The organism is Methanofollis formosanus (assembly GCF_019633745.1).
GTDB classification, from domain to species: domain Archaea; phylum Halobacteriota; class Methanomicrobia; order Methanomicrobiales; family Methanofollaceae; genus Methanofollis; species Methanofollis formosanus.
In genome coordinates this window covers 1,704,369-1,717,337 of the sequence record NZ_CP037968.1, presented here as the reverse complement: position 1 = coordinate 1,717,337, position 12,969 = coordinate 1,704,369, and the positions used below count along the sequence as shown (strand labels likewise).

The 12,969-nt window shown below is 59.3% G+C and carries 10 protein-coding genes; 8 read left to right on the top strand and 2 right to left on the bottom strand.

The genetic code is table 11. From position 1 onward, the window contains the following. Positions 1-514: 514 nt before the first annotated feature. Both E2N92_RS07780 and E2N92_RS07775 read left to right on the top strand, forming a co-directional pair. The gene (locus E2N92_RS07780; RefSeq protein ID WP_220680628.1) at positions 515-1,345 is read left to right on the top strand and encodes a ribonuclease III domain-containing protein; all 831 of its coding nucleotides are present in this window, start codon (positions 515-517) and stop codon (positions 1,343-1,345) included. A gap of 111 nt (positions 1,346-1,456) precedes the next feature. Then, positions 1,457-2,947, top strand: a complete 1,491-nt coding sequence (locus E2N92_RS07775; protein WP_220680627.1) for a hypothetical protein — start codon at positions 1,457-1,459, stop codon at positions 2,945-2,947. Positions 2,948-3,162: 215 nt separating this feature from the next. On the opposite strand, the gene E2N92_RS07770 is transcribed toward E2N92_RS07775, so the two are convergent. Beyond that, a complete protein-coding gene (locus E2N92_RS07770) occupies positions 3,163-3,921 on the bottom strand; it encodes a ParB N-terminal domain-containing protein (protein WP_220680626.1) in 759 nt (252 codons plus the stop codon). 175 nt (positions 3,922-4,096) lie between these two features. Here E2N92_RS07770 and E2N92_RS07765 point away from each other — a divergent pair, with 175 nt between their 5' ends. The 3 genes from E2N92_RS07765 (at position 4,097) to E2N92_RS07755 (ending at position 7,324) form a co-directional block, all read left to right on the top strand. Beyond that, entirely contained in the window at positions 4,097-5,455 is a 1,359-nt protein-coding gene (locus E2N92_RS07765) for a TrpB-like pyridoxal phosphate-dependent enzyme (RefSeq protein WP_220680625.1), read from the top strand. 138 nt (positions 5,456-5,593) lie between these two features. Continuing rightward, positions 5,594-5,824 carry a DUF2769 domain-containing protein gene (locus E2N92_RS07760; protein ID WP_246589147.1) on the top strand — a complete coding sequence of 77 codons (231 nt, stop codon included), beginning with the start codon at positions 5,594-5,596 and terminating at the stop codon, positions 5,822-5,824. A gap of 15 nt (positions 5,825-5,839) precedes the next feature. Continuing rightward, a complete protein-coding gene (locus E2N92_RS07755; protein ID WP_220680624.1) occupies positions 5,840-7,324 on the top strand; it encodes a glutamate synthase-related protein in 1,485 nt (494 codons plus the stop codon). Between the two features lie 371 nt (positions 7,325-7,695). On the opposite strand, the gene E2N92_RS07750 is transcribed toward E2N92_RS07755, so the two are convergent. Continuing rightward, positions 7,696-8,253 carry a class I SAM-dependent methyltransferase gene (locus E2N92_RS07750; protein ID WP_246589145.1) on the bottom strand — a complete coding sequence of 186 codons (558 nt, stop codon included), beginning with the start codon at positions 8,251-8,253 and terminating at the stop codon, positions 7,696-7,698. Between the two features lie 64 nt (positions 8,254-8,317). Here E2N92_RS07750 and E2N92_RS07745 point away from each other — a divergent pair, with 64 nt between their 5' ends. From E2N92_RS07745 to E2N92_RS07735, 3 genes are all read left to right on the top strand, one after another. Beyond that, a complete protein-coding gene (locus E2N92_RS07745; RefSeq protein ID WP_220680622.1) occupies positions 8,318-9,418 on the top strand; it encodes an ATP-NAD kinase family protein in 1,101 nt (366 codons plus the stop codon). 112 nt (positions 9,419-9,530) lie between these two features. Continuing rightward, entirely contained in the window at positions 9,531-11,174 is a 1,644-nt protein-coding gene (locus E2N92_RS07740) for a solute carrier family 23 protein (protein WP_220680621.1), read from the top strand. Positions 11,175-11,213: 39 nt separating this feature from the next. Beyond that, a complete protein-coding gene (locus E2N92_RS07735; protein ID WP_220680620.1) occupies positions 11,214-12,926 on the top strand; it encodes a uracil-xanthine permease family protein in 1,713 nt (570 codons plus the stop codon). Positions 12,927-12,969: the final 43 nt, after the last annotated feature.

The window sequence follows — 12,969 nt, the reverse complement described above, 5'->3', positions numbered from 1 at the left end:
CCACGATTGAGCATGGTCAAGATGATATAAGAAGATATGGGCTATGATGTCGACTGGAGGCGAGAATGAGTTTATTGATCCTGTTCGTGAGGGTTATGGAAGAGATTGGTTCAAATTCGAAATTAATAACTTAATTGGGCTAAATATTGGCTTTGTATGGCATTCTGTGTGGAAAAATACTCCATTTAAGTGTTATGGGTACATAGTGCTGCTTGGAGGGATAAATTCTCAATAAAAAGAGATCTTGTATCGATGTGGCGCCCCAGAGGGCTCTTCCGAAATCCCTGGTCGGCCCCGCATCATGCCCTTCTCTGCCCATGGTCTTCAGCCGTTTTGACCACTGGGCCGGGCGGATGCGGCATCGTGCCCGTTGAAGATAAGCCGGCACCATGTCCGGCCGTCTTCGCTACCCACAGTCCCTCTGCTGGAAAAGGTCTGTGGGTCCGACCAATCACGGCCTTATCTTCAACCGGGCGTCTGTTCGGCCCCGTGATGAGGAGTTTTCAGCGTCGGCATGGCCTTCAAGCCGTTTCAGCCATCCCTCTCATCTCGTCACGGCAGGTCAGTCTTCGGGCGCGTCCCCCTGAGGCAGGCACAGGTGGGAGAAAATATATTTATACTTTTTTACGGCCGAAGGAATAAACCCGATCCCGCTCTCTTATTCTCGATGCACCGGACACTCCACTGGCATGCGGTAGGAGTCGAGCAGAACTTGCAGATCGTACGAGATGGACTTCTCGAACAGCAAAACGCCCTCTCACCTGATATTCATCACCTCAGGAGGAAGAGGGAACACTGGATCAATTCTCTTGACCGGATGATTGACCGGGTGATAGCGGTCAGGGCAGAGGTACAGCCTGAAATCGAAGTGGATCTCGGATATGCGATCAAGAATCATGAAATGTTTGTCATTGCTTTTTTTCAGCCAAGTACGAGAAATGTCTTCTCAGAGATTGCAGTTCATTTTAAAAATGGAGGATGCAGGCTCTCGGAGAAGAAATTAACTGAAATGGCAGCGCTCCCTGATGCAGCCGAAACACTTGCCTGGATCGGGGACGCCGCGTTGAAAATCGGGGTTCTCCGTGAACTCTGGACTCCTGAGGTTGTCGATGTCGGCAGGTTATCTGAGCGGCGAAAGGCGTATGAGAGCAACGCGAACATGGCCAGACTTGCGGACCGGTGGAGACTGTACGAACACCGGATCCACTTCGACCCCCCGGTCCAGAAGAAGAAAAAAGAGGTTGAACATATTAAAGGGACGCTCGTAGAAGCGGTGCTCGGGATTGTCTTTCTTCAGTGTGGTCTTGCGGGTGTTGCCGATGCGGCCGGGTTTTTAAGGCCCTGAGAGAGTTCAATACCTTTCATTTATACGCCGTGATAGGTAATAGATCTGGATATCCCGAATTCAAAGGATGATTTTATGGAAAGAAAGACACTTAATCTTCTTTTTGCATCAATGGCACTCTTTGCTGTAGTAATCTGTGCCGTGCTGCTCCTTTTGCCCGCAGGATCCGACGCGGAACCTGAGGTGCTCTATGACGACCAGGTGAATCTCACTCCCGGCACCACTGTCTATTGTACCCCCAATTCAGGGATCCGATATTGTATCGACAATATGAGCCTGTATGGTGCCCTTGCGACATCTGCAGCTGAGAGGGGTTTGATCTTCTCGGTCGAGGACCGGTCCTGGAATCCCCGTCTTCACTCGCAGGTGGTGAGCGAGATCGCCGGTTATCGAGAGACTGAGGGGATGGAATGGAACTGCACGGTGAACGGTGAACCGGTCCTTCTGAGTTCTGCAGAGGACGGGATTTGCAGTCATATTCTCAAAGATGGGGATGACGTCATCGTCTTCTATGGGAAGAAGGGCAGTGGGTCTGATGAAGCCGGTGCTCTTCTCCGCCTCAGGGTACACAGTCTTTCCGGGCATGGAGATGCAACCGAGACCTGGAACCTCGCGCTCAAGGGCGTCTCGGAGACGTCTACCGGTCCTGGAATGTACGCCAGCGCACTGCGGTGTCACGGGGAAGCATATACCGATGCCGACGGAGCTGTCTGGAGTGGCGTCCCGGTCTGGTTTTATATCGGCCTGGTGGACGGGGAGGAATCGCCTCATCACCCGATGCTCAGTTCCCATCTGGCAGCGTCCGGATATCTGGTCCGATTTGCGGCCGCAGACGGCACTACACTTACCCTGAACAGTACGGATCTGGTCAGGAACAATGACTATCTCCTGGCGTACATGAAGGACGAAGAAATCCTCTCTGGAGATCCAACCCTCGGCCCTCTTGTGCTCACCGGAGCAGGTATGGACGGTCAGATCTTTGGCGGCGTCACCGTGATCGATCTGATCGGTTTTGAAAAACCGCCGGCACCCCCTGAAGTCAGGATCGTCCGCTACGCCCGGGATGGGGTCACCACCGTGAGCGAGACTGCCGTGAACACCTCCTGGATGGGAAAGCATCTGGAGGTTCTGGGACACGAGACCAACCCGTACCGTTTCCAGGGGCCGACCTTCGACCCTGAAGACCTCTGGAACCCTGATGAGAATAAAAATCTTGTCAAGATTGAGGACGCCGTATTGGGGACGAGGCTCTCTGATCTCTGCGATCTGATCGGGGGGATGGCGCCAGGGGAGGAGGTCAGATTGACTGCTTCTGATGGCTATGTGACCGAACTGGCATACGAGAATCTTTATGAGCCCACTCCCAGACAGGGCGAGGCAGTCCTGACCTGGTGGAGTGCCGGGGCCGGTTATGCCCCCGCGTACAGAGATGGTCCCCGTCTCTTCTTCCTTGCCCCGGATCACACGTTTGGAAATGAAGACATGCGTCTCTGTCTCAAGAACACCTCCTGGACTCATTACTGGACCGAAGGGGTACAGTACCCTTCGGCAGCCGGGGTATCGGTGCGTGGTGTTGTGGAGGTTGCCATTCTCCCGGCATAATGGTTCAGAGGCTTTGTAAAAATGATCTTGATGGTTCTCTTCGACGGGGGGCTTGCCCCCCCGAACCCCTCGCGCGAAGATAGGCGGTGGGCGGCATCCCATCTATCAGGATCTTTTATTCAGCCTTCTTGGCCCTATCTTCATCTCCGGGTCCGGGGGCCGCGCCCCAGGCGCGGTTGATGGAGGAAGGCGAGATGATCTGATCTGCCACCCTGTCAGCGATGATGGAGTGATGATCTCTTCAGGACATCGGGGAAATTTCTATCCGGGAAGTTCTCGTTCTTCCAGATCCACGGGCCCTGCCAGTCCTCATGCCTCCCCACGATTCTGACCGGGATCTCTTCGATACCAAGTATCAGGGCGATCGAGAGGCGGTGGGCTCCGTCATTGAAGAGAAGATCTCCGTTTCTCCCGATATTGACGGTGACCTCGTCGAGGGGTTCGAAGTGCAGGAAGGGGTCATTGATGTGCTCTGCAATAATCTCTCTTTTGCTCTTATATCCGTTTTTTTTTATAGTTTCATACAATTTGTCGATCATCAGGAACCGTTTTTTCAGTTCTGCTATTGTCGAGCATCCCCATCGTACCCGCCCCTGCTCAAGTTCTTCTGCAGTAGTCTGAAATATCTCTGTCTCTTCCCAGGATCTCCCTTCAAGATATCGGGATCTGACTGCCTGGAACTGGAGTGATTCGATAAATTTTTTCTTCGGGATGTCCCAGTCTCCACTTTGAGCCGCCCCCGAGTCCAGGACGGTGTCGAATTTCATCTCTGAGACACCTCTGATCGCAGGGGGATGTACTCTGATGACCGTATCCTTTACTTCGCGTGGCCAGTTAGGAAGGCCTCGACTATTTTTCAGATAATAGTAGTTGAGTCGATGATACTTGTACAGGCTGACGATCTGGCGGAAAGAATAGTAGAACCCTGGTGAAGAGTTCTTGAGATGAAGAAGAGTTCCGACTATGTGCTTCATAAGCCCAGGATCGGGATTCTATAATATATATTTTATCAATCCCAAATTTTGAATTAAATGGGCTTAATTCTCTTTTTTGCAAATATTTTGATACTGAAATCTCCGGAAATCGATGCCACGGCAATGTATGTTTCAATGCAGCAATGCATATATATGGGCATCTACAATGTTTTGCATGCGCACCAAGATCCTCCTCGACGAGGACGCGATGCCGAAGGCCTGGTACAACATTCAGGCCGACCTGCCGGCGCCCCTTGCCCCGCCTCTTCACCCGGGCACGGGAAAACCGGTGACCCCGGACGACCTTGCGGCGATCTTTCCCCGCGAGCTGATCAGGCAGGAGATGGCGACCGAACGTTCGATTCCCATCCCTGACGAGGTGCGGGATATCCTTAGACTCTGGAGGCCAAGCCCCCTGTACCGGGCGCGACGCCTCGAAGAGCACCTCAAGACGCCGGCGAAGATCTACTACAAGTGGGAAGGCGTCAGTCCGCCGGGTTCGCACAAGCCGAACACTGCGGTGCCCCAGGCCTACTACAACCGGCAGGAGGGGATCGAGCGGATCGCCACCGAGACCGGCGCCGGGCAGTGGGGTTCGTCCCTCGCTTTTGCGACCGCTCTCTTCGGAATGACCTGCACCGTGTACATGGTCAGGTCGTCCTATACCCAGAAACCGTACAGGAAAAGTATGATGCAGGTCTATGGGGCCGAGTGCCTCCCCTCGCCGAGCGAAAGGACGGCCTCAGGCAGAAAAGTCCTTGCCGATTACCCGGACACGCCGGGAAGCCTCGGGATTGCGATCTCTGAGGCGGTGGAGGACGCAGTGAACCACCCGAACACGAACTATGCCCTCGGTTCCGTCTTGAACCATGTCTGCCTCCACCAGACCGTCATCGGCCTTGAGGCGCGGGAACAACTCGCGATGGAGGACACCTATCCCGACACGGTCATCGGTTGTGTCGGCGGCGGCTCGAACTTCGCCGGTCTCGCATTTCCCTTTGTCGGGGAGAAACTTCGCGGCAGGTACCCGGAGACCGACGTCGTCGGCGTTGAACCTACGGCCTGCCCGACCCTTACGAAGGGGCTCTTTGCTTATGACTACGGCGACATCGCAGGCCTCACCCCTCTCCTGAAGATGTTCACGCTCGGCCACGACTTCGTGCCGCCGGCGATCCACGCGGGCGGATTGCGGTACCACGGCGTCTCGCCTCTTGTCGCCCACCTCACCGACGCCGGGGCGATGCGGGCCGTCTCATACCACCAGAACGAGGTCTTCGATGCGGCCATCACCTTCGCCCGGACGGAGGGGATCGTCGTCGCTCCCGAGGCGGCCCACGCCGTGAAGGCGGCGATCGACGCCGCCATCGAGTGCCGGAAGACCGGGGAGGAGAAGGTGATCCTCTTCAATAACTCGGGCCACGGCAACTTCGATTTCGCAAGTTACGACATCTATCTCGCGGGCGGCCTTCCCGACTACGAGTACCCGGCCGAGTTGATCAGGGAATCGCTCGCGCACCTGCCGAAGGTGGGGTGATGCCGGTCCAATCTCTCCTTTTTTAAAGATGTGGCCGGCTCATCCAGATTAGATGACAATAGATCACAATGTTATTATATGGTGATTATTCATGGCAGTTCGGGGTTCAGAACAATGAAACCTGCCATGGCAACGGAGATGGAAGAAAAGAAACAGATGGTCCTCTCCCTCTGCACCTGCACGCAGTGCCCGAGTTTTGAGGACTGTGGTGAAGAGGGTGGTTATTGCTTCCCGGCGATCGGGAAGAGCGGGTGCATCACCGTAGAGGAGGGGTGCATCTGCGGCGGTTGCCCGGTCTATGAGAAGATGGGGCTTGAACATCTCTATTATTGTTCGCGTGGCTCTGAGAAGGAACAGACAGGGACGTGAGAGCAGGGACACTCCATGGCGAGGTACCGCTGCGATATCTGTCAGGTCTTCGAGTACGACTCTGAGAGAGGTGACTCGGCTATCGGTCTCAGGCCGGGCACCGAACCATCGGCCTTTCCCGATGACTGGCAGTGTCCGATATGCCGCTCCGACCGCTCCCACCTGAAAATCATCGAGGTGGAGCCGAAGAAGACGGTGGAACAGACGGTCGTCTGCCCTGTCTGCGGTGCCACCCATTCCATCACCGTGTCACATTATGGCCTCGGCTATGCAGAGGGTTATCTCGGAGAATGGCGGCGGGAGGCCGACCTTCTGGAAGTGCATATGGCCGAGATCCGTCGGATGGCCGCGACGGCTGAGTCGATCCTCGAGCCGATGCGGACACAGAAGCCGGTAATCTCCTGGGACGAGATCCTCGTGCTCGGTGCACAACTGGCAAGACTTCCTCTCAACCAGGACGAACCGGTGAACACCGGGACGGTTATCGGCCCGCGTGCCGATCATCCGCTGGTCATCGAGACCCCCATCTACATCACGCATATGTCCTTCGGGGCGCTCTCGCGCGAGTTCAAACGTGCCCTGGCGAAAGGAAGCGCCGCTGTGGGGACGGCGATGTGTTCGGGGGAGGGGGGGATGCTTGAGGAGGTGCGGGCGGCTTCGTACCGGTACATCTTTGAGTACGTCCCGAACCACTACACCGCCACTCCTGAAGATCTCAGGAAGGTGGACGCCGTCGAGATCAAGATCGGGCAGTCGGCCAAACCCGGGATGGGTGGCCATCTGCCCGCGGAGAAAGTGACCGACGAGATCGCGGCGATTCGGGGTTTTCCGCCAGGGCGCGATATCACAAGCCCTGCCAGGTTCGAGGAGATCAGGGACACCGCGACCCTCAGGGAGACGATAGAGCATCTGCGTAATGCGACCGGCGGGCGCCCGGTCGGGGTGAAACTTGCCGCGGGCCACATCGAGGACGACCTGGCGGTGGTCCTCCCTGCCGGCCCCGACTTTGTCACCATCGACGGGCGGCCAGGCGCGACGGCGGCCGCGCCGCTCTTTGTGAAAGACACCACCTCGGTCCCGACGCCCTTCGCGCTCCACCGGGCGCGGGTCTCTCTCGACCGCCACGGTGCCGAAGACGTCTCTCTGGTGATCACCGGGGGCCTGCGCATCTCTGCTGACTTTGCCAAGGCCCTGGCCATGGGAGCCGACGCCGTTGCAATCGGGACCGCCGCCCTGATGGCCTGCGCCTGCCAGCAGTACCGCCTCTGCAATACCGGGAAGTGTCCGGTCGGGGTGACCACCCAGGACCCGGAGATGCGAGGGCGGTTGCGGGTGGATATCTCTGCCAGGATGCTTGAGAACTTCCTCACGGTCTCGACCGAAGAACTCAGAACGTTCGCACGCCTCACCGGTCATGACGATGTCCACGCCCTCTCGGTCGACGATCTCTGCACGACGAATACGGAGATCTCGGGGTACACCGGGATCAGGCATGTGTGAGAGTGCTTTCATCTTGCGGCTATGGGGGATCGGGCATGAACCGGCCCTGGGCTCAAGCATACGCGATTGAAAATTCTTGTGGCTCTCCGGGGTGGGGAAGGATCGATCCTTGATCCCTCTCCTTGTGTTCGATGAGCGAACAGAAATCAAGTATCGTGCCGCCCCTCTCGCAGAATCTTTCCTGGAATCTCGCGCCGGGGGGTTGCACAGCCGGGAGCCCCCATGAGGAGGATAGGTGGGAGCGGCGATGGAACACGGTCCCCGCCAATTCTCCTGTCTTGAAAAGAGAGATCAAACGGCGAGAAATTTTCATCAGGTATGCTTGAGACATGCTTTCGCTTCATGAGCAATTCTATAGGCGCCAACTTACTCTATTTTGGGTGGCACCGTAGATATGCCTCGTTTTCCTCCTTGATCTCCCACAGCCCCGAAGCACGGATCTTTTTCTGGGTGGTCTTGCGCGGCTGGTGGCCGTCGTCGATGACCAGCACGCCGTCGGGTTTTGTGATCCTGCGGAGTTCTCCGAGGAAGGTGGCCGGATCCCGGATCATGTGGAACATATCGAGGGCATAGACGAGGTCGGCGGTCCCGTCCGGGAGACCAGAGTCGTAGCCCCGGGCGAGGATCGGGAAGACATTGGTAAGCCTCTCTTCCTTCACCAGTCTTTTTACTGCCTCGACCGCCAGTTCATGGATATCGACAGCATAGAGACGCCCGGCCCCACCGACCCGCCTGGATGCCCCTGATATATACCTCCCCGGGCCGCAGCCATAGTCCACCACGACCATTCCCTCCCTGATCCCGATCAGGTCCAGGAGACGGTCGGGCGGTCTGAACCAATCTCTGATCTTGAAGAGGATCGCCATGATACGGAAACTGATGTCGGCCATCTGTTCCCGGTTTTGATCTCTGTCCTGGCGGAGATGCATACCTTCTCTTCCTCCCCCCATGACACATCTTTTTCCCCCGGCGGTGGCATATTCTCCATCTCCTATGACGACGATCGGCCTGGTTATCAACCCCCTCGCCGGCCTCGGCGGCGCGGTCGGCCTGAAGGGGACGGACGGAACGGCCGCCGAGGCGCGGCGACGGGGGGCGGTACCGCGGGCAGAGGCGCGTGCCGTCGAGGCACTCCGCGCTCTCCGGGCATTTCCAATCCGTTTCCTCACCTCTGCCGGGGCGATGGGGGCCGACGCCCTTGACGCCGCGGGCATCAACGACTTCAGGATCGTCCATGTACCCGAGGGTCTGGAGACGACGGCTGAGGACACCCGTGCCGCGGTCAGGGCCTGTGTCGATGCTGACGTCGATCTCGTCCTCTTCTGCGGCGGCGACGGCACGGCGCGGGACGTTGCGGCGGCCGCGGGAGAAACACCAATCCTCGGGATCCCCGCGGGGGTGAAGATGTACTCGGGGGTCTTTGTGGTACGGCCCGCGGCGGTGGCCGAGGTGCTTGCCGGCGACTATGCTCTCCGCGAGGCTGAGGTGATGGACATCGACGAGGAGGCGTACCGGCAGGGCGACCTGCAGGCCCGCCTCTATGCGACAGCCAGGGTGCCCTTCCTCCCCGGTCATGTGCAGTCCGGCAAAGAAGTTTCTTTCGGGAACGAGGCCGCCGCCCTCGACGGCATCGCCCGGTTCATGGCCGACCTGATCCAGGCGGGCGGGTGCGTGGCCCTCGGGGCCGGGGGCACCACCACCGCGATCGCGCGGGAGGTCGGGATCGAGGCGACCCTGCTCGGCGTGGACCTGATCGTCGGCGGAAAACTTGTCGTCGCCGACACCGACGAGGCGACGCTCCTCGCGCAGATCAGGAAGGCGGGCCGGTGCCGGATCATTGTCAGCCCGATCGGAGCGCAGGGGGCGGTCATCGGCCGGGGCACAGGACCGATCACTCCCGCCGTGCTCAGGGCCGCGGGGCCTGAGAACCTCGTCGTCGTCGCCACGCCCGGCAAACTCGACGCAACACCAACACTCTTCGTGGACACCGGCGACCCCGCCCTCGACGCCGTCTTCGGGGAGACGATCCTGGTCATCTGCGGCTACCATAGTGCGAGACGGATGCCCCTGGTCAGGTCTTCAGGGGATTCGTAAACTAAACTTCACAGCGCTTTTTGGGTCATTAAAACCCTTTATGAAACGAATTGTCGAACGGTTCTCTGGAAAAAATCGCAGGTTTTTTTCATGGTAACATCCAATTTTTATCGTGAAACTGCCGGACCTGGTATACCGATCAGACGACCGTCCACCATGGTCCGTCACGCTGGTGCTCGCCGTCCAGCACCTCTTCCTCTTCGTGATCGGCCTTCAGATCGTCACCGCCCTTGCCAGCGTCGCGGGTATCGAGGTTAACGACCTTCTCGTCCTGATCGGCGGCATCGCGATCGCCGCGGGTGCGGCGACGATCGTGAATGCCGTCGGGTACCGGGGGGCCGGCGTCCGGTACCTTGTGCCGTACACCCTTTCGGCCGCATACCTCGGGCCGATGGTCCTCGCGGTCAAGACGGGCGGCCTCTCACTCCTTTTCGGCATGACGGCGGTGACCGGTCTCGTCCAGGTCGGGTTCTCGCGGTACATCTCCCGTCTCAGGAGGTACTTCCCGGTCGAGATCGCCGGGATGATCCTCCTCATGCTCGGCATCATGCTCATCAGCCATATCATGCCCGCGTTCATGGGGAAGTACGGTGCCGGCTCCGGCACCGACATCGCCTCGGTCGTCACAAGCGTCCTCCTCCTCGGTTTTCTCGTCATGGTCTATGTCTATGGAAGGGGGATGCTCAGGACCGCCGGGATCATGCTCGGCATCTGTGCTGGCTGGTTCATCGCCGCCGCCACCGGCGCCTTCGGTCCGGCCGAGATCGCTGAAATCGCCGCCGCCCCTCTCTTTGCCTTTCCTGACCCTACTCAGATCGGCTGGTCCTTCGACGCCGCGCTCCTCCTGCCCTTCCTTGTCGCCGGGTTCTGCACTGTCTTCAACGACCTCGGCACCTTCACCCTCTGCCAGGTGAGCACTAACCAGGAATGGCAGCGGCCGGACTTCGAGAACATCGAGAAGGGCGTGCTCGTCACCGGCCTTGCCACCACCTTTTCCGGCCTGATCGGCGGTGCCGGTGTCGGGGCGTCGCCCGCGGCCGTTGGGGTCTCGATCGCGAACGGGGCCTTCTCCCGGATCATCGGAGTCGTCACCGGCGTCCTTCTCATCCTCATCGGGTGCTCGCCCCTCCTCGTCAGGCTCATGACCTCTCTGCCGCCATCCGTCCTTGCCGCCATCTCCCTCTTTGCAGTCTCCTTCATCATCGTCTCAGGGCTTGCGATCATCTCCTCGCGCATGCTTGACTCCAGGCGTTCCTTGGTCATCGGCGTCCCGCTGGCGATCGGCGTCGGGATCGATCTGGTCTCTGACAAAATCGTCGGGATGAATGACCTCTTATCCCAGACCTTTGGGATCTCTCTCACCGTCGCCGCGCTCCTTGCGATCCTCCTCAATGCCCTGTACCAGGTGGGGGTAAAGGACACGGTGGAGTTCTTCCATGACCCGGCGGTCGCTTCGCCTGCCGACGTAAACCACGCGATGATGAGGGCGGCCAGGGTATGGGGGGCACGCAAAGAGGTTTTTTCCCGGGCGGTCAGGGCAGTGCAGACCTGTATCAAGGACATCGAGACCCAGGGACTGACGGAAGACCCGGTGCGGGTGATCATGCGTTTCGACGAGTTCAATCTGGAGATCTTCGTCTCGTACCTCACGCGGCGGTCCGGCGAGAGGGGGCGGCTGACGACCGGTGCCGGCAGGATGGCCGATGAAAGCGATCTTTCGTGCAGGTGCACGCTCCACCTGCACTTCGACCAGTAGGAAAGAGGAGATGGAGATGACAGAACAGGGAGGCGAACGATGAGCAGGCGACCTGAAGACCTTGTGTACAGCGTCGACGAACGCCCGCCCGCCTCGGTGGCGGTGCCTTTCACCCTCCAGTTCGTGGTCCAGCACGTCGCTCTCTCCCTGATGATCCCGATCATCATCGTCGCGGCTATCGGGGGCCCGCCCGAGATGACGGCCGCTCTCCTCTCGTCCCTCCTCATCGCCGAGGGGGTGGGCACCGCCCTTCAGGCCCTCCGGAGGCGCGGTATCGGGTGCGGTTACCTGATGCCGAACGCCTGCGACGAGTCCTTCCTGGTGGCGACCCTCCACGCCGCCCAGGCCGGGGGCCTCGCCCTTGCGTTCGGAATGACCGCCGTCGCCGGTCTTCTCCAGATGGGTCTCTCGCGAGTCGTCAGGGAACTGCGTGTCCTCTTCCCGCCCGAGGTGATGGGAATGGTCATCACCGTCCTCGGTTTCTCTCTGATTCCCTTCGGGATACAGAGTTTTCTCGGGATGACCGGCGAGGCAAGCGCGGTCGGGATGGTCCCTGCGGGAGTCGGTGTAGCGGCCCTCACCCTTACGGTCCTCGTCATATCACCCAGATTCGGCGAGAAATATGAAGCGAACGCGATCATCGTCGCCCTTGCCGTCGGCCTTGGTGCGAGTTATCTTCTCGGCCTGTACCCCGCCGACGCCCTTGACCGGGTGATGGTGGCCCCTCTCCTCCAGGCCCCCGACATCTCGTACTTCGGGTGGTCCTTCGACCTGCGTTTGCTTCCGATCTTTCTCATCGCCGTGATCGCGACGACGATCCAGACGATCACCAACGTGACGATCGGGCAGCGGGTGAATGACGCCGCCTGGGTCAGGCCCGACATGGAGAACATCAGGGACGGCATCTTCACGATGGGACTCACGAACGTCTTTGCCGGCGCGATCGGATCGCCGGGTGTCTCCACCGCATCGTCGGAACTCGGCATCTCGGTCGCCTCCCGCATCACAAGCCGATTCATCGGTTTCCTCTTCGGGGGAGCACTCGTCGTCTGCGCCTTTGTCCCGAAGGCGACGACCGCCTTCTCCCTGGTGCCGATCTATGTCATCGGTGCGGTCGTCATCTACATCTGCGCTTTCCTGATCATGGTGGGGATCACGACGATGCTCTCCAGGATGATGGATACCCGGAAGGTGCTGGTCATCGGTATTTCCCTTGTCTTTGGTCTCTCGGTCCAGTTTGTTCCGTACGTCTTCGAGGACGTGCCCCCGATCTTCGAACCGGTCTTTGCCTCCTCGATCACCCTGGCCACCATCACCGCCATCGTGCTCAACCTCGCCTTCAGGTTCGGCATCAGGCAGGAGGAGAGCGTCGTGCTTGAACCGGGGTCGGCCGCGGCCAGGGAGATCGAGGCCTTCCTCCAGCGTAAAGGGGAGGAGTGGGGCGCCCGCGAGGAGGTGGTCGTCCGCGCCGCCGCCGCCGCCACCGAGATCGCGGAGGGCACGATGGGGTGCCTCACCGACGGACCGGTCGAGGTCTCGGCTTCCTTCGACGAACTGAACCTCGACCTCGCCCTCAGTTATACCGGGCAGGCGATGGCCTTCCCATCCTCCCGTCCGACCGAGGAGGAGATGCTCGAAGACGACCGGGGTTTTGCCGCCTTTGCGTGGTATATGGCCGGGCGGTACGCCGATACCGCCCGGAGCGCAGAGGAAGACGGGCGGTGCCGTGTCTTCCTCCATTTTGACCACTGAGGGGCCGCATCCTCCTGTTCCTCTCCCGACATCTGTCCGGAGA

What these genes read in the sequence shown, in the direction of transcription:
- E2N92_RS07745 (WP_220680622.1), top strand. Translation starts at nt 8,318, where the DNA reads ATGACGACGATCGGCCTGGTTATCAACCCCCTCGCCGGCCTCGGCGGC.
- E2N92_RS07770 (WP_220680626.1), bottom strand. Translation starts at nt 3,921, where the DNA reads ATGAAGCACATAGTCGGAACTCTTCTTCATCTCAAGAACTCTTCACCA.
- E2N92_RS07760 (WP_246589147.1), top strand. Translation starts at nt 5,594, where the DNA reads ATGGAAGAAAAGAAACAGATGGTCCTCTCCCTCTGCACCTGCACGCAG.
- E2N92_RS07765 (WP_220680625.1), top strand. Translation starts at nt 4,097, where the DNA reads ATGCGCACCAAGATCCTCCTCGACGAGGACGCGATGCCGAAGGCCTGG.
- E2N92_RS07755 (WP_220680624.1), top strand. Translation starts at nt 5,840, where the DNA reads ATGGCGAGGTACCGCTGCGATATCTGTCAGGTCTTCGAGTACGACTCT.
- E2N92_RS07780 (WP_220680628.1), top strand. Translation starts at nt 515, where the DNA reads ATGGCCTTCAAGCCGTTTCAGCCATCCCTCTCATCTCGTCACGGCAGG.
- E2N92_RS07750 (WP_246589145.1), bottom strand. Translation starts at nt 8,253, where the DNA reads ATGCATCTCCGCCAGGACAGAGATCAAAACCGGGAACAGATGGCCGAC.
- E2N92_RS07775 (WP_220680627.1), top strand. Translation starts at nt 1,457, where the DNA reads ATGGCACTCTTTGCTGTAGTAATCTGTGCCGTGCTGCTCCTTTTGCCC.
- E2N92_RS07735 (WP_220680620.1), top strand. Translation starts at nt 11,214, where the DNA reads ATGAGCAGGCGACCTGAAGACCTTGTGTACAGCGTCGACGAACGCCCG.